Consider the following 17,081-nt stretch of genomic DNA (forward strand, 5'->3'; position numbering starts at 1 on the left):
TTACTTGGCGGCCTGCTGGGGATCGACGCGCTTGATCAGCGCGCCGCGCGTGGCGGCCGAAACGATCCACCAGCAATCCTGCCCCTCGGGCAGCTTCGGCTTCAGGCAGTATTCAGCCGTATGATACAGGGGCTCTTTCTCGTCCCCCATGATCTCCTTCCGCCTCACCACGTACTCGCCTTTGGCGGGACCCCACTCGCACGAATAGGCTTTGACCATCGCTGCTTTTTGAGCATCCTTGGCGGCACCGACCGCCTTCATCGCGCTACCTTCAAGCCGAAGGCTCTGCCGCATGGCGATCTCATAGGCGAGGTAAACCGCGCCCGCATCAGTTCGGTCAGAGCACATCGGCGTGACGAGCGAATAGAGCAGCGTAACGGTGTCGCCGACCTGCGCGGCTACGTCGGCGTTCGGCGTGGGCGCTTCGGGTTCGCAGCCTGCAGCCAGAAGGCAGAGCGCGGGCATGGCGATCAGCTTTGCAAATTTATTCGGTCGCATTTTAAGCGCTCCTTATCTGGTGACCTGATTGTCGGGATGATCGGGGTGGGGTTCGAGCTTGACGTGATCCAGATCAAGCACGAGGTAATGGCCGTTGGCGTGCAGGCCTTCGAACCAGCCGCGCGACTCCAGCTCCTGCCGCATGGCTTCCTCGCTTGCGTGCGCATACCAGCCGCCGCCCGCGTTGAAGTTCGCGATGAGCTTGCTCAGCAGCATGATCGACGGGCCTTCATTGTCGCCCGTGTAAAGCACGCGCATTTCGGCGGGCTGCGCCATGGTGAAGGTCAGATCGGTGACCTTGCGCGCCTTCGGATGGATCAGCACGTCGCCTTCCGATCTGATCAAGCCGCGCTTCAGCATGGCATTGGCGAAGCGCCTGTTGTGATCCAGCTGCCATTGCAGGACCGCGCCATCGGCCTTTTCCAGCGTATCGAGAACATCGGCGACCTGCGCGCGCTCCTCCTCGATGGCCGCCAGCAAGGCCGCCCAATCATCGGTGGCGATGCCATCGCTGATATCGTCGTCCATGCTGTCGGGCACCAGCTGGTAGCGGCTGCCGTCGCTGTGATCGCGCTGCAGCGGATCGGCATAGTCAATCCAAAGGCGCAGCCCCAGCGCTTCGCTTAGGAAGCTCGGGCAGGCATCGTTGCGCCAAGATGCATCCGCGAAGCCTTCCGGGATCGCGGGCATGTCAGCGGCGGGGAAGTCGGGAAACTCGGTGCGATAATCGGCCATTTGCTTAGCTCCTCTCGACCAGCGCGATGGAGTCGCCGCTGATGCTGATGATGATCTCGGTTGCGCCTTCGCTGATCTGCTGGGCGATCTCGGCGGCCCATGGCAGGCACTCGCCGAAGTCGTCGCCGCCCACCAGCTGGCGGGAGGCCTGCCACCAATCGCGGTCGCGATCCGGGTTGCAGCCTTCCGCATAGGCGACGTAAGAAGTCTCGCCCTTGGCAATGTCGCGCGGCGAACCGTTCGACATCAGGTAAACGCCTTGATCGTGGACGAGCAGAACCGAAGGCGCATCGACCGGCTTGGTGATCGCGCGACATGGCGGTTCGGTTTCGTAATGATCCAGCTGCTCGCTCTGCTTCGGCGCGGTCAGAGAATGCTGCACGACGCGCTGCAGATCAGCGGCCTTGAAGATGAGATATTGCATTGATGATGATCCTTGATGGCTTGAAAAGCGAATGGGCGAGCCGCTGGGCTCGCCCGGTTTGATCAGTGCTCGCAGGGCAGCAGGATCACGCGCCCTTCGCCTTCCTCAACCCAGATATCGATCTGATCGAGGGGGAAGTCGGTGAAGTCGATGGCCTTGGAGAATACGATGTTGCCGTTGCCGTCATCGCAGGTCAGCGTGGCCTTCGAGTCCGCGACCCGCAGCTTCCATGATTGGAAGGGCTCGGCCTTGACGCGCGGCTCGCCGATCTGCGCAAGCGCGATCTCATCGATCAGCCAATAAGCGCCAGCGCGCTCGGCCATGTACTTGACGCCATCGGTATAGGTGATGCCGCGCACCAGATTGTGCCGATACCAGTGGCCAGTGCCGCCGGTGAATTGCTGCAGATCGGCGTTGGTCAGTTTGTCGGTCATAATTGCGTCCTTCGAGAATTTGAAAAAGCAGAAGGGCGAGCCGCTGGCCCGCCCTGATGATCGCGCTGGTTATTTCGGGGCCGATGCTGACAGCGTTCCGTCAGCGGCTTGCTTCAGCTTCATCCCCTTGCGGGCGCAGATGGCCTTGATGTTGATCGAAGGCCATGCGACCGCCTCGGCGATATCCTTGCGGGAGACCGCCTTCCGGCCGGTCAGCATCGCAATGACGGTATCGACCTTTGATGGGCCTTCCTTCTTGGCCGCCTTCGGCTTCGCCGCCTTCTTGGCCTTCGCCTTCTTGGCAGGCTTCGTCGCCTTCGCTGGCTTGGCAGCCTTCGCAGGCTTAGCGGGCTTCGCTTCGCCCTTCGCGGCCTCGGCGGGCTTTGCAGCATCGGCGGGCTTGGCCTCGGGCTTGGCCGCTTCGCTGCCGTAGGTGGCCGGGACGAGGATCGAGCGGCCTTCATCGGTGATCGCGTAGACCAGAGCCTTGCGGCCGTTGTTGGCGGTGGCGTTCAGCCGCGCCGCTTCGATGCGGGCCGCAGCGAGCGAAGGATGCTCGGTGGTCTGCGGCTTGTTCGCCTTCAGGATCGATGCGGTGAACTTCTTGCAGCTGGCGATCAAGGCCAAATCGGCGGCATCAGCGGGGTGAGGCTTCTTGGTGGTCGTCATGATGTACTTCCTTCGGTTCAGAAGCCGCGCATGATTGCGGGGCGTTCTGACCGCCTGACCCGGTGACCCTCGCGGGTGCCGGGGATTGGAAGTGGGGGTTGGGGCCTTGCCCCAATCGCAGCGGGCTGCGGTGAAAGCGCTTGCCCTTGATAGGAAAGGCTATTCCTAAAAGGGCTTATTTTGCAGGGGCATAATTTGCCCCAGCGGCGTCCAAATATTCCCACCTAGCCCCAAAATAGGGCCGTGTGGGCCTGCCGCCCCGATGCTGGTGGCAAGTACGCGAGAGGTCCAAAGCCGATCGCTGATGATGGTGGCACAAACGCAGAGTCTCACCAGGGCGAGCACGTATAAGCCGTAAAGCCATCGCGCAGGGAAGGCCGGGATGTCTCAGCCAAACCTGTATGCTCGTGTGCGCACTTTCTTCTGTGCACATTGCACGCGAGACCGCGGGTGCGGCGTGCACCCGGTCTTCCCCGCGCCCTCTCTCAGGAGAGAGGGCGGAACGAGATGCAAGACTCGGGCAAATCATGTCGCGAGAATGCGAAGCTGTATCCTCATACTAAACTGTCATCGCCCGCGAAGGCGGGCGACCCAGTACGCCGCGGCCCATCGGCTCAATCACAATCGTCTCTGGAATACTGGATCACCCGCATGCGCGGGTGATGACACTGAGAGGATGAGGCTTGAGATATCCTTCGCTAGATCGGCTTGCCCGTATACGGCATCGACGCCGTCAGGCCGCCGTCGACCGGGATCGCCTGGCCGTTGACGTAGGAGGCCTCGTCGCTCGCCAGGAACAATCCCATCGCGGCGAGCTCGTGCGGCTGTCCGGCGCGCTTCAAGGGATTGAGCTGGCCGATCTTGTCGGCGGTGCCGCGCTCCTTGGCGCGGTCGAACACCGGTTTGGTCATGCCGGTCTCGATCAGGCCGGGGCACACCGCGTTGATGCGCACGCCGGTGCCGGAGAGCGAGTAGGCGGTGGTCTGCACCAGGCTGATCACGCCGGCCTTGCTCGCGCCGTAGGGATGACCGCTGGCGCCGGACTTCAGGCCTGCGACGGACGCGGTGCAGACGATCGATCCGAAACCCTGCTTCGTCATGTGCGGGATCGAATGCTTGATGGCGAGGAACGGCCCGATCAGATTGACGCGCAGCACTTCCTGCCAATGCTCGGGGGTCTGGTCGGCGAGCGGAACGAGACCGCCGCTGACGCCGGCATTGGCCCAGATCGCATCGAGCTTGCCGTATGTGCTGACGGCCTTCGCGATAAAACCCTTCACGTCGGACTCGGAGCCTGCATCCGCCATCACGGCCTCGACGGTGCCGCCGGCCTCGCGCACCAGCTTCGCAGTTTCGTTCACGCCCTCGGTGCGATCGACCGCGATCAGCTTCGCGCCCTCTTTGGTGAACAGCAACGAGGCCGCGCGGCCGATGCCGCTTCCGGCGCCGGTGATGATGACGGATTTGCCTTCGAGGCGGCCCATGAGTTTCTCCCTGACTGCATCCATTGCGACACCTGCCGCTTCACGGAATTTCAAACAAGATTTCAAACGTCAAAGTCACTTGAGACGATGCGCGCCCTGACGTACAGCGACGAGGGACAGTATTGAAGGGTCTTCGCGATGTCCAATCCAGACAGTTCGAAAGTCGTGACGACGCGCTGGTGGTGGGTGCGTCATGCGCCGGTGCGCAGCGACGGCGGCAACATCTACGGCCAGCAGGATATCGAGTGCGACACCGGCGACACCGAAGTGTTCGAGGCCGTCGCCAAGATGCTGCCGCGCGATGCGGTCTGGTATTCGAGCAACCTCAAGCGCACGCATCAGACCGCGGCTGCGATCTGGACCGCCGGTTATCCGAGACCTGCGCAGATGACGCAGGAGAAGGATTTCGCCGAGCTGCATCTCGGCGAGTGGCAGGGCATGAACCGCGCCGCGTTCCTTGCCAGCCAGCCACCCGGCCGCGTCTGGTTTGCCGACGTCAACGAGCGCGCCCCCGGCGGTGAGAGTTTCATGGATCTCTACACCCGGGTGTGCCGTGAGATCGTGCGGATCAACGCGAAGGAAGCAGGCAAGAACATCATCGCGGTCGGCCATGGTGGCACGATCAAGGCCGCGGTTGGCCTCGCGCTCGGCGGCCAGCCGGATCGCGGCCTGTCCTTTGACATCGACAATGTCTCAGTCACGCGGCTCGACCACATCGCTGCGCCCGGAGTTTCGATCTGGCGGCTGCCGATGGTCAATCAGCAGCCCTGGATCGCCGACCCGCGCCATGCGGCGATGCATCAGCTGTCAGGGCCGGAAGTGAAGAAGCTCGCCTGATCATGTTGTCGCGCACGGCGAACGCTGCTTAGCTCAACGCCAATTCACAATTTCAATCTGGGAGAGAACCATGACCTTGTTCGACATGAAGGGTAAAGTCGCCGTCATCACCGGCTCGACGCGCGGCATCGGGCGCGCCATCGCCGAGCGGATGGCCGAGCACGGCGCCAAGGTCGTGATCTCCTCGCGCAAGGCCGACGTCTGCGAGCAGGTCGCGAGCGAGATCAACGAGACCTACGGCAAGGGCACGGCGGTTGCGATCGCAGCCAACATCTCGTCGAAGGAAAACCTGCAGAACCTGGTCGATGAGAGCAACCGCGCCTTCGGTAAGATCGACGTGCTCGTCTGCAACGCGGCGTCGAATCCGTATTACGGCCCGCTCGCCGGCATCTCCGATGATCAGTTCCGAAAGATTCTCGACAACAACATCGTCGCCAACAACTGGCTGATCTCGATGGTGGTGCCGCAGATGATCGAGCGCAAGGACGGCTCGATCATCATCGTCTCCTCGATCGGCGGCCTCAAAGGCTCGACCATCCTCGGCGCCTACGCGATCTCGAAGGCGGCCGACATGCAGCTCGCGCGCAACCTCGCTTGCGAGTACGGCAAGCACAACATCCGCGTGAACTGCATCGCGCCCGGCCTGATCAAGACCGACTTTGCCAAGGCATTGTGGGACAATCCCGACAATCTGAAAGCCTCGACCGCCCGCTCGCCGCTGCTGCGCATCGGCATCCCCGACGAGATCGCGGGTGCTGCCGTGTTGATGGGATCTGCGGCCGGCGACTTCATGACGGGGCAGACGATTGTGATCGACGGTGGGGCGACGATCAGCTGACGTCTCGTGTCCCGGACGCGGTGCAGCGTGCAACGCTGCTCCGCAGAGCCGGGACCCATGTGGAGAGTTGTGATTGGATCGAGATGGGCCCCGGCTCAGCAGCGCACCGCTATCGCGCTGCGCTGCGTCCGGGGCACGAGACTTACTCCACCGCCGCGTACACCCCGTTCCGCACCAGCGAGCGGAAATATTCGCGCTGCCCCGGACCCTGCATCAGGAAGACCGCGATCAAATCCTCGCTCGGGTCGATCCAGAAGAACGTGCCGGCCATGCCGCTCCAGAAGAACTGGCCGACCGAACCGGAGAACGATGCGATACCTTGATGCGTCCGTACCGCGAAGCCGAGGCCAAAACCATGGCCGGGCGGCATCAAGGTGCCCTTGATCTGCACGCTCGGCGACAGATGATCCGACGCCATCAGCTGCAGCGTCTTGCGGCCGATGATCCTGTTGCCGTCGAGCGAACCGCCATTGAGCAGCATCTGCGCGAAGCGCGCATAGTCCATCGTCGTCGAGACGAGGCCGCCGCCGCCGGACTCCATCGCCGGCTTCTCCAGCATGTTGAACAGCTGCACCTTGTCGCCGGTCCAGGGATCATTGGCGAACGCTTCGGCGAGGCGTCCCGCATTGGACTCCGGCGTGTGGAATCCGGTCTCGTTCATCTGCAGGGGCTTAAGGATGCGTTCGCTCAGGAATTCGCCGAGCGGCTTGCCGCTGACGACCTCGATGATGCGGCCGAGGATGTCGGTGGAGCGGCTGTAGTTCCACTCGGCGCCGGGCTGGCAGATCAGGGGCATGCCAGCGAGCATGACGGCGTGCTCGGCATTGGTGATCTTGCGGCTACGCAGCCGCGACTGCTGGTAGAGCTGCTGCACCAGGCTGTTGCCGGTGTGGTCATACGTCAAACCAGACGTGTGGCGGAGCAGGTCCTGCACCGTCATCGGCCGCTTCGGCGCGACCAGCTCGAGCTTGCCATTGTGCTCGACGCCGACCTTGGTCTCGGCGAACTCCGGAATGAATTTTGCGACGGGGTCGTTCAGTATGAAGTGCCCGTCCTCGAGCAGCATCATGATGCCAACAGAGACGATCGGCTTGGTCATCGAGAAGATGCGGAAGACCGAATCATGCGTCATCGGCGCGCTCGCAGTCGGGCTTTGCCGGCCGATCGCGTCGTACCAGCCGATCTGGCCGCGCCGCGCCACCAGCACGGTCACGCCCGGGGCGTTGCCCTTGTCGACCTCGCGCTTGAATGTGTCCGACAGCGCCTGCAGCCGCGCACCCGACAGCCCGATCGCTTCCGGCTTGGCCAAAGGGAGGGACGGCGTCTGGGGGTGGGCTGCGCGTTGGGTGGCAGTTTGGGCGTTCATGGTCTCTCCCTTGCGACTGATTCTTGCGGCGACGCTCCGCCGGGTGGTGATGGGGAAACTCTGGCGCAGAAGTTTCGGCTTGAACAGCAGGTTCGCCGCTTCGGACTTGCAATCCGGCCATGCCCTGTGCTTGAAACGGCGCGAACCGGCGGCGACGCGGGTTCCCTGCAGGAGTGTAGCTCAATTGGTAGAGCACCGGTCTCCAAAACCGGGGGTCGCAGGTTCGAGCCCTGCCACTCCTGCCAGCATTCGCCCACCTGCCAGCAAAGCAACCGATCCGTTAACCCCTTGATTCTCGCGGGCGGTCCCGCTCGCCCCGGCGTTATCCGGGGCCGGCAGGCGGCCCGGCCGACCTTGACGTTTGGCCGGTCCCGCAGTAGATACCCCCCACTCGCAGCCGGCCCGCTGAGAAAAGCGGATATCCGGCGCGGCCTTGAATTTCCCCCGAACATTCGAGCTCGTTCATCGGCTCAACCTTCATACGAGGGCTGGGTCCGCAAGATCGGCTGTTCGGATTCCTCGTAAACTTTGTGACGCGGTACCCCAACGATGGCTTTCAGCCCGTTCAAATTCCTGCAGGAAGTGCGCTCGGAGACCGCCAAGGTCACCTGGCCGACGCGTCGCGAGACGACCATCACCACGATCATGGTGTTCGTGATGGTGGCACTGGCGTCGGTCTTTTTCTTCGCCGCAGATCAGGTCATCCGCTATCTGGTGACCCTGATATTGGGCATCCACTGATGAGCACCGGGACTCAATTGATGGACAAGCGCTGGTACATCGTTCACGCCTATTCGAACTTCGAGAAGAAGGTCGCGGAGTCCATTCGCGAGCAGGCCAAGCAGCGCGGGCTCGAAGAGCTGTTCGAGCAGGTGCTGGTGCCGATCGAGAAGGTCACCGAGGTGCGCCGCGGCCGCAAGATCGACGCCGAGCGCAAGTTCTTCCCCGGCTACGTGCTGGTGAAGATGAAGCTGACCGACGAGGCGTTCCATCTCATCAAGAACACGCCGAAGGTGACGGGCTTCCTCGGCGCCGAGAACAAGCCGATGCCGATCTCGGAATCGGAGGCCATGCGCATCCTGAACCAGATGCAGGAAGGCGTGGAACGGCCGAAGGCGTCGGTGTCGTTCGAGATCGGCGAGAACGTGCGCGTGGCCGACGGCCCGTTCGCGTCGTTCTCCGGCGTGGTGGAAGAAATCGACGAGGCGCGCTCGCGCGTGAAGGTCGCGGTGTCGATCTTCGGTCGCGCGACGCCCGTGGAACTGGAATTCGGTCAGGTCGAGAAGGTGGCCTGATCGGACGGCGTGGGGTATACGCGCCCCGCGTGACTTAGAGGCCGTGGGAGGGAGGAGGCGGTCGCCAGCCCCTCTGACCGAACCACGGAACCTGAAACCGCCGGCTCCGTCCGGCACAACAGGAGTATGAAATGGCAAAGAAAGTGACCGGATACCTGAAGCTTCAGGTCCCGGCCGGTGCGGCGAACCCGTCGCCACCGATCGGTCCCGCGCTCGGTCAGCGCGGTCTCAACATCATGGAGTTCTGCAAGGCGTTCAACGCCCAGACCCAGAAGGAAGAGAAGAATACCCCGATCCCGGTGATCATCACCATCTATGCGGACCGTTCCTTCACCTTCGAGATGAAGACGCCGCCGATGTCCTACTTCCTCAAGCAGGCCGCCAAGATCCAGTCCGGTTCGAAAGCCCCGGGCCGCGACAAGGCCGGCAAGGTGACCAAGGCGCAGGTGCGCGAGATCGCCGAGAAGAAGATGAAGGATCTCAATTGCGACACCATTGAATCGGCCATGAAGATGGTCGAGGGCTCCGCCCGTTCGATGGGTCTGGAAGTTGCGGGGTAACGGGCCATGGCAATCGGAAAGCGTTTGAAGAAGGCCCGCGAGGGTGTTGACCGCGAGAAGCTCTATCCGCTCGCGGACGCCATCAAGATGGTCAAGGAGCGCGCCAAGTCGAAGTTCGACGAGACGATCGAGATCGCGATCAACCTCGGCGTCGACCCGCGTCACGCCGACCAGATGGTTCGCGGCGTGGTCAACCTGCCGAACGGCACCGGCCGCACACTGCGCGTCGGCGTGTTCGCCCGTGGCGCCAAGGCCGAGGAAGCCAAGGCCGCCGGTGCCGACGTGGTCGGCGCCGAAGACCTGGTCGAGAAGGTGCAGGGCGGTGCGATCGATTTCGACCGTTGTATTGCAACTCCCGACATGATGCCGCTGGTCGGCCGCCTCGGTAAGGTGCTCGGTCCGCGCGGCATGATGCCGAACCCGAAGATCGGCACCGTGACCATGGACGTCACCTCCGCCGTGAAGGGCGCCAAGGGCGGCTCGGTCGAGTTCCGCGTCGAGAAGGCCGGCATCGTGCAGGCCGGTATCGGCAAGGCCTCGTTCACCGAGGAGAAGCTGGTCGAGAACGTCAAGGCGCTCGCCGACGCGGTCTCCAAGGCGAAGCCGGCCGGCTCCAAGGGCACTTACATCCAGCGCGTCGCGGTGTCCTCCACCATGGGCCCGGGCGTGAAGGTCGAGCCGGGCACGATCCTCGGCTAAGACCTTGGCCGTGACGAGATAACGAAGGGCGGGATCGGACAGCCGATCTCGCCCTTTTGTTTTGGGGCGTGAGGCAGCTCGCAGGAAATAACAACAATGCCCGACAAGGTCCTGATCTATTCACGCTTTCCAAAAGCCCAGATGGTCCGCTTCGGCGAGCATTACGAGCTGCTCAACGCCGGCGGCAAGCTGCTGACCGAGGTGTTTTCGGCCGCCGAGCTTGCCGATATCAGGGCCATGATCACGGCCGGCGGCACGGCGCTGACCGCCGAGGCGATGGACACGCTGCCGAACCTCAAGGCCATCGTCTGCTACGGCACCGGCTATGACGGCGTCGATCTCGCCGCCGCCGCCAAACGCAACATCGCGGTCGCCAACAGCCCCGGCGCCAATGCGTCCTCGGTGGCCGACATCGCGCTAACCCTGATGCTCGCGGCGGTGCGGCGTCTGCCAGTGGCCGACAATTATGTCCGCAGCGGCGACTGGGCTGGGGCCAAGCCGTCGCCGATGATGCGGCCGCAGGCCGGCATGCGCGGCCGCAAGGTCGGGGTCTATGGCTTGGGTGAAATCGGGCTCAAGATCGCTGCCCGGGTCGCGGCCTTCGAGACCGAGGTCGGCTATTTCAGCCGCACAAAGCGCGAGGTACCCTATCAGTACTTCCCGACGCTCGAGGCGCTCGCCGACTGGTGCAGCATCCTGATGATCGCGGTGAGGGCTGGGGCTGATACCCAGCATGTCGTTAATGCCGACATCCTGCGCCGGCTCGGCAGCGAGGGGTTTGTCGTCAACATCTCCCGCGGCTCGGTGATCGACGAGCCGGCGCTGGTCAAGGCGCTGACCGAGCAGACCATCGCAGGGGCGGGGCTCGACGTGTTCGCTTTGGAACCGCACGCGCCCGGCGAACTGACGGCGCTTCAGAACGTCGTGCTGGCACCTCACCTCGGCGGCCACACCCTGGAATCACATGTGGCGATGCAGGACTGCGTGCTCGCCAATCTGGAGGCGTTTTTTGCCGGCAGACCGTTGCCCTACGAGGTCAGGAGCCGGTAGGATCATATTGACTACAAAGGAAAAATCCGGCCCGGCCGGTCTGGCCTGAACTGGTCTGAATTTTGCTCTTGGCAAGACGGGCCGGAGCCGCTACATAGCGGCCTCCGGGCGTGCTGGCCTCGTTGCTGGCGCGTCCGTGCTCGCATTCCGAAAACCTGAGATGATAGGAGATCATTCCTTTCCGCATGCCCGCAAGGATGCTCGAAAGGAAGGAAACCCGTCGCCTCCGGTGGAATGAGAGCAGGGTGGTTGGCTTCGGTCAATCATCCGATCCTGTCCAAGACTGCAGGCGCCCGCGAGAACGTCACGTTTTCAACGGCTTAATCGCATGGCCTGCATAGACGGGTGAAGACCGGATTTTGCATTCCCCGTCGCGGCGATTGCCGTGACGAGACGCTGATTTGGTTCGAACCTCGACAGCCCATCGCCGCAAGGCTTTGGGAGGGCAGGCTTCTAGATGTCGTCTTGCCCGGCATGTCCGAAAGCTTCGGCCTCTCGGATCAGGTTTTGGGTGGGACGATGGGTGCAACCCGGCGGTCCTGCCTTTCGTGTAGGCCGCCAACCGGAAAGAGCTTGCTGTGGAACGAGCGGCAAAAAAAGAGTCGGTCGAACAACTTAACGAGGTCTTCAAGACCACGTCGGTTGCGATCGTTGCTCACTATTCCGGCCTCACCGTGGCCCAGATGCAGAAGCTGCGCATGCAGATGAAGCAGGCGGGTGCGTCGGTGAAGGTCTCGAAGAACCGTCTCGCCAAAATTGCTCTTGAAGGCACTGACGTCGCTGCCATCGGCTCCCTGCTGAAGGGACCGACCGTGATCGCTACTTCGAAAGATCCGGTTGCGGCGCCAAAGGTTGCCATCGAATTCGCCAAGGCGAACGAGAAGTTCGTCATCCTCGGCGGCTCGATGGGTAAAACCGTCCTGAATGTCGACAGCGTGAAGGCGCTCGCCTCGCTGCCGTCCCTGGACGAACTGCGCGGCAAGCTCGTTGGCCTCCTCGTGGCGCCGGCGACCAAGCTCGCTCAGCTCTCCAACGCGCCTGCGGCCAAGCTCGCACGCGTCATTCAGGCTCATGCCTCAAAGGGCGAAGCGGCCTGACCCCTTCGCTAATCTCAAACCTGGTTCGAACCAAACGTTTAAGGAACTGAACAATGGCTGATCTGCAGAAAATCGTCGACGACCTCTCGAGCCTCACCGTGCTCGAAGCGGCCGAACTCGCCAAGCTCCTCGAAGAAAAGTGGGGCGTGTCCGCCGCCGCCGCCGTTGCGGTCGCTGGCCCGGCCGCTGGTGGCGCTGCCGCCGCTCCGGCTGAAGAGAAGACCGAATTCACGGTCGTGCTGGCTTCCGCCGGCGACAAGAAGATCGAGGTCATCAAGGAAGTCCGCGCCATCACCGGCCTGGGCCTCAAGGAAGCCAAGGATCTCGTCGAAGGCGCTCCGAAGCCCGTCAAGGAAGGCGTGAACAAGGAAGAAGCCGACAAGATCAAGGCCCAGCTCGAGAAGGCTGGCGCCAAGGTCGACCTCAAGTAATGCGCGATCCGGGAGCGCCGAATGGCGCTCCCGGCCATGCAGGCGGTGTGCGGCAGCTTGTCGCAGATGGCGCGGGACACAAAAAAGTGTGGGGATGCGTGGACTTAACCCTCGAATCTCCATTATTGCCATCCCATATCGGGACGGCAGCGGAAAAACACGGTCGGCGACGGGGGCGGCAGGGCCCTCGGCACAAGCCGTTGGGAGACAGTCAGATTTCGGGCTTTTTCAGTCCGTGAAGCGGAACGTTCGGACGGGCGGGTGCAGTCAAGCGCCCCGCGCGTCGTTTTGCGTTTTGAAGGCCCTCGGTCCGGGTTGAGGATTTAATTCCTGAATCTGGGCTTCGTTCCTTCGAGGCGGTTCGAAAAATTCAACCCGAAGCCGGCCGCAGCCGGTGCTCGGAAGGTTCGCCAGACAAAGGCGACGAAAATGAGAGGCCACGATGGCGCAGCAGACATTCACCGGTCGCAAACGCGTTCGCAAGTTCTTCGGTCACATCAAGGAAGTCGCCGAGATGCCGAACCTCATCGAGGTTCAGAAGGCGTCCTATGACCAGTTCCTGATGGTCGACGAGCCCGTCGGCGGTCGTCTCGACGAGGGCCTGCAGGCGGTGTTCCGCTCGGTGTTCCCGATCTCGGACTTCTCGGGCACCTCGATGCTCGAATTCGTCCGCTATGAATTCGAGCCGCCGAAGTATGACGTCGACGAGTGCCGCCAGCGCGGCATGACCTTCGCTGCGCCGCTCAAGGTGACGCTGCGCCTGATCGTGTTCGATATCGACGAAGAGACCGGCGCCAAGTCCGTCAAGGACATCAAGGAGCAGGACGTCTACATGGGCGACATCCCGCTCATGACGATGAACGGCACCTTCGTGGTCAACGGCACCGAGCGCGTCATCGTCTCGCAGATGCACCGTTCGCCCGGCGTGTTCTTCGACCACGACAAGGGCAAGACCCATTCGTCCGGCAAGCTGCTGTTTGCCGCGCGCGTGATTCCGTATCGCGGTTCCTGGCTCGACATCGAGTTCGACGCCAAGGACATCGTGTTCGCGCGCATCGACCGCCGCCGCAAGATCCCCGTGACCTCGCTGATGTACGCGCTCGGTCTCGACGGCGAGCAGATCCTGTCGACCTTCTACAAGAAGATCACCTACAAGCGGACCAAGGAAGGCTGGCGCGTGCCGTTCGACGCCAGCCGTTTCCGTGGCTACTCGACCGTCAACGACCTGATCGACGCCGACACCGGCAAGGTGGTGCTCGAGGCCGGCAAGAAGCTGACCGTGCGCCAGGCCCGCCAGCTGCAGGAGAAGGGCCTCAAGGCGCTTCGCATGTCGGACGAAGAGCTCGTCGGCAACTACCTCGCCGAGGACCTGGTCAATCCGAAGACCGGTGAGATCTACGCCGAGGCCGGCGAGGAAATCACCGAGAAGTCTATGAAGGTGCTGAACGAGCAGGGCTACAAGGACCTGCCGCTGCTCGACATCGACCACGTCAATGTCGGCGGCTACATCCGCAACACGCTGCATGCCGACAAGAACATGACGCGTGAGGATGCGCTGTTCGACATCTATCGCGTGATGCGTCCGGGCGAGCCGCCGACGCTGGACTCGGCACAGGCCATGTTCCAGTCGCTGTTCTTCGACGCCGAGCGTTACGACCTCTCCGCGGTCGGCCGCGTCAAGATGAACATGCGTCTCGAGCTCGACGCGCCCGACACCCATCGCACGCTGCGCAAGGAAGACATCCTCTCCGTCATCAAGACGCTGGTCGACCTGCGCGACGGCAAGGGCGAGATCGACGACATCGACCACCTCGGCAACCGCCGTGTGCGCTCGGTCGGCGAGCTCATGGAGAACCAGTACCGCATCGGTCTCCTGCGTATGGAGCGCGCGATCAAGGAGCGCATGTCGAGCGTCGATATCGACACCGTCATGCCGCAGGACCTGATCAACGCGAAGCCCGCGGCTGCCGCGGTGCGCGAGTTCTTCGGCTCGTCGCAGCTGTCGCAGTTCATGGACCAGACCAATCCGCTCAGCGAGATCACCCACAAGCGCCGTCTCTCGGCGCTAGGCCCGGGCGGTCTGACCCGCGAGCGTGCCGGCTTCGAGGTGCGCGACGTGCATCCGACGCATTACGGCCGCATCTGCCCGATCGAGACGCCGGAAGGTCCGAACATCGGTCTGATCAACTCGCTGGCGACGTTCGCGCGCGTCAACAAGTACGGCTTCGTCGAGACGCCCTATCGCAAGATCAAGGACGGTCGCGTCACCGACGAGGTGGTCTACCTCTCGGCGATGGAAGAGGGCCGCTACCGCGTCGCGCAGGCCAACGTGCCGCTCGATGCCAAGGGCCGCTTCACCGAAGACCTGATCGTCTGCCGTCACGCTGGCGAAGTGCTGCCGATCACGCCGGACAAGGTCGACTACATGGACGTGTCGCCGAAGCAGCTGGTTTCGGTCGCAGCAGCCCTGATTCCGTTCCTCGAGAACGACGACGCCAACCGCGCGCTGATGGGCTCGAACATGCAGCGCCAGGCGGTGCCGCTGGTTCGCGCCGAGGCGCCGTTCGTCGGCACCGGCATGGAAGGCGTGGTTGCGCGCGACTCGGGTGCTGCGATCGCGGCGCGCCGTTCCGGCGTGATCGACCAGATCGACGCCACCCGCGTCGTTATCCGTGCGACCGAGGATCTCGATCCGACCAAGTCGGGCGTCGATATCTACCGCCTGATGAAGTACCAGCGCTCCAACCAGTCGACCTGCATCAACCAGCGTCCGCTGGTGAAGGTCGGCGACGTCGTCAAGAAGGGCGACATCATCGCCGACGGTCCGTCGACCGATCTCGGCGAGCTCGCGCTCGGCCGCAACGTGCTGGTCGCGTTCATGCCGTGGAACGGCTACAACTTCGAAGACTCGATCCTGCTCTCCGAGCGGATCGTGAAGGACGACGTCTTCACCTCGATTCACATCGAGGAGTTCGAGGTGATGGCCCGCGACACCAAACTCGGTCCGGAGGAAATCACCCGCGACATTCCGAACGTCTCGGAAGAAGCGCTGAAGAACCTCGACGAAGCCGGCATCGTCTACATCGGTGCGGAAGTCCGCGCCGGCGACATCCTGGTCGGCAAGATCACGCCGAAGGGCGAAAGCCCGATGACGCCGGAAGAGAAGCTGCTCCGCGCCATCTTCGGTGAAAAGGCCTCCGACGTCCGCGATACCTCGCTCCGCGTGCCCCCGGGCGTGCAGGGCACCATCGTGGAAGTCCGCGTGTTCAACCGCCACGGCGTCGACAAGGACGAGCGTGCGCTGGCGATCGAGCGGGAAGAGATCGAGCGTCTGGCCAAGGACCGCGACGACGAGCAGGCGATCCTGGACCGCAACGTCTACAACCGCCTCGCGGAGCTGCTGGAGAACCGCCAGGGCATCGCCGGCCCCAAGGGCTTCAAGAAGGACACCAAGATCACCCGCGCGGTGCTCGACGAGTATCCGAAGTCGCAGTGGTGGCTGTTCGCCTCGCCGAACGACAAGCTGATGGCCGAGATCGAGGCCATGCGGAAGCAGTACGACGAGTCGAAGAAGGGCCTCGAGCAGCGTTTCCTCGACAAGGTCGAGAAGCTGCAGCGCGGCGACGAGCTGCCGCCCGGCGTGATGAAGATGGTCAAGGTCTTCGTCGCGGTGAAGCGCAAGATCCAGCCCGGCGACAAGATGGCCGGCCGTCACGGCAACAAGGGTGTGGTGTCGAAGATCGTGCCGATCGAGGACATGCCGTTCCTCGAGGACGGTACGCATGCCGACATCGTCCTCAATCCGCTCGGCGTGCCCTCGCGCATGAACGTCGGTCAGATCCTCGAGACGCATCTCGGTTGGGCCTGCGCCGGCCTCGGCAAGCGCATCGGCCAGACCATCGACGCCTTCTATCAGAAGCAGGATCTCAAGCCGCTGCGCGAGACCCTGAAGAAGATCTACGGCGAGGATGAAACCATCAAGTCGCTGAACGACAACGAGCTGGTCGAGCTCGGCCGCAATCTGAGCCACGGCGTGCCGATCGCAACGCCGGTGTTCGACGGTGCGAAGGAAGCGGACATCGAGGAGATGCTGAAGCTCGCGGGCTTCGACGCCTCCGGCCAGTCGACCGTCTATGACGGCCGTACCGGCGATCCCTTCGATCGCAAGGTGACGATGGGCTACATCTACATGCTCAAGCTGCACCATCTCGTGGACGACAAGATCCACGCGCGTTCGATCGGTCCGTACTCGCTCGTCACCCAGCAGCCGCTGGGCGGCAAGGCGCAGTTCGGCGGCCAGCGCTTCGGCGAAATGGAGGTCTGGGCGCTCGAAGCCTACGGCGCCGCCTACACGCTGCAGGAAATGCTGACCGTGAAGTCGGACGACGTCGCCGGCCGTACCAAGGTGTACGAGGCGATCGTGCGCGGCGACGACACGTTCGAGGCCGGTATCCCGGAGTCGTTCAACGTGCTGGTCAAGGAAATGCGCTCGCTCGGCCTCAACGTCGACCTGCACAACTCCAAGATCGGCCCGGCGCCGACCTCCGAGGCGGCCGAGTAACACGATGCTTCATGCCCGGCCGAAAGGCCGGGCATCGGCGCCTTGGTCCGCGGGGTGCGGGCAGGGTGCTTCGAATTAAAGACTTTCGAATTTGCTGCCGGTG

The 17,081-nt window shown here is 63.1% G+C and carries 17 protein-coding genes and 1 tRNA gene; 11 read left to right on the forward strand and 7 right to left on the reverse strand.

What is annotated here, in order from left to right; genetic code table 11:
* From JQ604_RS15275 to JQ604_RS15300, 6 genes are all read right to left on the reverse strand, one after another.
* Window positions 1-498, reverse strand: coding sequence for a hypothetical protein (locus JQ604_RS15275; RefSeq protein WP_212358229.1), 498 nt, complete (start codon window positions 496-498; stop codon window positions 1-3).
* A 12-nt stretch (window positions 499-510) separates the two neighbouring features.
* A complete protein-coding gene (locus tag JQ604_RS15280; RefSeq protein ID WP_212358230.1) occupies window positions 511-1,233 on the reverse strand; it encodes a hypothetical protein in 723 nt (240 codons plus the stop codon).
* Window positions 1,234-1,237: 4 nt separating this feature from the next.
* Window positions 1,238-1,657 (reverse strand): DUF3085 domain-containing protein, encoded by a 420-nt coding sequence (locus tag JQ604_RS15285; RefSeq protein ID WP_212358231.1) that lies wholly within the window; start codon window positions 1,655-1,657, stop codon window positions 1,238-1,240.
* 62 nt (window positions 1,658-1,719) lie between these two features.
* The gene (locus JQ604_RS15290; protein WP_212358232.1) at window positions 1,720-2,091 is read right to left on the reverse strand and encodes a DUF6876 family protein; all 372 of its coding nucleotides are present in this window, start codon (window positions 2,089-2,091) and stop codon (window positions 1,720-1,722) included.
* Between the two features lie 69 nt (window positions 2,092-2,160).
* Window positions 2,161-2,760, reverse strand: coding sequence for a hypothetical protein (locus JQ604_RS15295; RefSeq protein ID WP_212358233.1), 600 nt, complete (start codon window positions 2,758-2,760; stop codon window positions 2,161-2,163).
* A gap of 698 nt (window positions 2,761-3,458) precedes the next feature.
* A complete protein-coding gene (locus JQ604_RS15300; RefSeq protein WP_212358234.1) occupies window positions 3,459-4,244 on the reverse strand; it encodes an SDR family NAD(P)-dependent oxidoreductase in 786 nt (261 codons plus the stop codon).
* 138 nt (window positions 4,245-4,382) lie between these two features.
* On the opposite strand from JQ604_RS15300, the gene JQ604_RS15305 reads away from it, so the two are divergent.
* Window positions 4,383-5,081 carry a histidine phosphatase family protein gene (locus JQ604_RS15305; protein ID WP_212358235.1) on the forward strand — a complete coding sequence of 233 codons (699 nt, stop codon included), beginning with the start codon at window positions 4,383-4,385 and terminating at the stop codon, window positions 5,079-5,081.
* Window positions 5,082-5,151: 70 nt separating this feature from the next.
* A complete protein-coding gene (locus tag JQ604_RS15310) occupies window positions 5,152-5,919 on the forward strand; it encodes an SDR family NAD(P)-dependent oxidoreductase (protein ID WP_212358236.1) in 768 nt (255 codons plus the stop codon).
* A gap of 142 nt (window positions 5,920-6,061) precedes the next feature.
* Here the strand turns inward: JQ604_RS15310 and JQ604_RS15315 are convergent, their stop codons facing one another.
* Window positions 6,062-7,285: a serine hydrolase domain-containing protein gene (locus tag JQ604_RS15315; RefSeq protein WP_212358237.1), complete on the reverse strand. Its 1,224-nt coding sequence runs from the start codon at window positions 7,283-7,285 to the stop codon at window positions 6,062-6,064.
* Window positions 7,286-7,454: 169 nt separating this feature from the next.
* On the opposite strand from JQ604_RS15315, the gene JQ604_RS15320 reads away from it, so the two are divergent.
* The 9 genes from JQ604_RS15320 to rpoB all read left to right on the forward strand — a co-directional run bounded on the left by JQ604_RS15320 (window position 7,455) and on the right by rpoB (window position 16,978).
* Window positions 7,455-7,530, forward strand: a tRNA-Trp gene (locus JQ604_RS15320).
* Between the two features lie 304 nt (window positions 7,531-7,834).
* Window positions 7,835-8,026, forward strand: a complete 192-nt coding sequence (gene secE, locus JQ604_RS15325; protein ID WP_212358238.1) for a preprotein translocase subunit SecE — start codon at window positions 7,835-7,837, stop codon at window positions 8,024-8,026.
* Window positions 8,027-8,046: 20 nt separating this feature from the next.
* Complete coding sequence (nusG, locus tag JQ604_RS15330; RefSeq protein ID WP_212358346.1) at window positions 8,047-8,580, forward strand: transcription termination/antitermination protein NusG; 534 nt, start codon at window positions 8,047-8,049, stop codon at window positions 8,578-8,580.
* A 131-nt stretch (window positions 8,581-8,711) separates the two neighbouring features.
* On the forward strand, window positions 8,712-9,140 hold the full coding sequence (gene rplK, locus JQ604_RS15335; RefSeq protein WP_011088164.1) for a 50S ribosomal protein L11: 429 nt from the start codon (window positions 8,712-8,714) through the stop codon (window positions 9,138-9,140).
* A gap of 6 nt (window positions 9,141-9,146) precedes the next feature.
* Window positions 9,147-9,839, forward strand: a complete 693-nt coding sequence (rplA, locus tag JQ604_RS15340; protein ID WP_212358239.1) for a 50S ribosomal protein L1 — start codon at window positions 9,147-9,149, stop codon at window positions 9,837-9,839.
* A 96-nt stretch (window positions 9,840-9,935) separates the two neighbouring features.
* On the forward strand, window positions 9,936-10,889 hold the full coding sequence (locus JQ604_RS15345) for a 2-hydroxyacid dehydrogenase (RefSeq protein WP_212358240.1): 954 nt from the start codon (window positions 9,936-9,938) through the stop codon (window positions 10,887-10,889).
* Window positions 10,890-11,467: 578 nt separating this feature from the next.
* Complete coding sequence (gene rplJ, locus JQ604_RS15350; RefSeq protein WP_212358241.1) at window positions 11,468-11,986, forward strand: 50S ribosomal protein L10; 519 nt, start codon at window positions 11,468-11,470, stop codon at window positions 11,984-11,986.
* Window positions 11,987-12,039: 53 nt separating this feature from the next.
* On the forward strand, window positions 12,040-12,417 hold the full coding sequence (gene rplL, locus JQ604_RS15355) for a 50S ribosomal protein L7/L12 (RefSeq protein WP_212358242.1): 378 nt from the start codon (window positions 12,040-12,042) through the stop codon (window positions 12,415-12,417).
* Between the two features lie 442 nt (window positions 12,418-12,859).
* Window positions 12,860-16,978 (forward strand): DNA-directed RNA polymerase subunit beta, encoded by a 4,119-nt coding sequence (gene rpoB / locus JQ604_RS15360; protein WP_212358243.1) that lies wholly within the window; start codon window positions 12,860-12,862, stop codon window positions 16,976-16,978.
* Window positions 16,979-17,081: the final 103 nt, after the last annotated feature.

It is taken from the genome of Bradyrhizobium jicamae (assembly GCF_018130695.1).
Classification (GTDB): Bacteria; Pseudomonadota; Alphaproteobacteria; order Rhizobiales; family Xanthobacteraceae; genus Bradyrhizobium; species Bradyrhizobium jicamae_B.

Excerpts from the sequence above, each read along its gene's own strand:
- JQ604_RS15275 (WP_212358229.1), bottom strand. The coding sequence starts at position 498 with ATGCGACCGAATAAATTTGCAAAGCTGATCGCCATGCCCGCGCTCTGC.
- JQ604_RS15280 (WP_212358230.1), bottom strand. The coding sequence starts at position 1,233 with ATGGCCGATTATCGCACCGAGTTTCCCGACTTCCCCGCCGCTGACATG.
- JQ604_RS15285 (WP_212358231.1), bottom strand. The coding sequence starts at position 1,657 with ATGCAATATCTCATCTTCAAGGCCGCTGATCTGCAGCGCGTCGTGCAG.
- JQ604_RS15290 (WP_212358232.1), bottom strand. The coding sequence starts at position 2,091 with ATGACCGACAAACTGACCAACGCCGATCTGCAGCAATTCACCGGCGGC.
- JQ604_RS15295 (WP_212358233.1), bottom strand. The coding sequence starts at position 2,760 with ATGACGACCACCAAGAAGCCTCACCCCGCTGATGCCGCCGATTTGGCC.
- JQ604_RS15300 (WP_212358234.1), bottom strand. The coding sequence starts at position 4,244 with ATGGGCCGCCTCGAAGGCAAATCCGTCATCATCACCGGCGCCGGAAGC.
- JQ604_RS15305 (WP_212358235.1), top strand. The coding sequence starts at position 4,383 with ATGTCCAATCCAGACAGTTCGAAAGTCGTGACGACGCGCTGGTGGTGG.
- JQ604_RS15310 (WP_212358236.1), top strand. The coding sequence starts at position 5,152 with ATGACCTTGTTCGACATGAAGGGTAAAGTCGCCGTCATCACCGGCTCG.
- JQ604_RS15315 (WP_212358237.1), bottom strand. The coding sequence starts at position 7,285 with ATGAACGCCCAAACTGCCACCCAACGCGCAGCCCACCCCCAGACGCCG.
- secE (WP_212358238.1), top strand. The coding sequence starts at position 7,835 with ATGGCTTTCAGCCCGTTCAAATTCCTGCAGGAAGTGCGCTCGGAGACC.
- nusG (WP_212358346.1), top strand. The coding sequence starts at position 8,047 with ATGGACAAGCGCTGGTACATCGTTCACGCCTATTCGAACTTCGAGAAG.
- rplK (WP_011088164.1), top strand. The coding sequence starts at position 8,712 with ATGGCAAAGAAAGTGACCGGATACCTGAAGCTTCAGGTCCCGGCCGGT.
- rplA (WP_212358239.1), top strand. The coding sequence starts at position 9,147 with ATGGCAATCGGAAAGCGTTTGAAGAAGGCCCGCGAGGGTGTTGACCGC.
- JQ604_RS15345 (WP_212358240.1), top strand. The coding sequence starts at position 9,936 with ATGCCCGACAAGGTCCTGATCTATTCACGCTTTCCAAAAGCCCAGATG.
- rplL (WP_212358242.1), top strand. The coding sequence starts at position 12,040 with ATGGCTGATCTGCAGAAAATCGTCGACGACCTCTCGAGCCTCACCGTG.
- rpoB (WP_212358243.1), top strand. The coding sequence starts at position 12,860 with ATGGCGCAGCAGACATTCACCGGTCGCAAACGCGTTCGCAAGTTCTTC.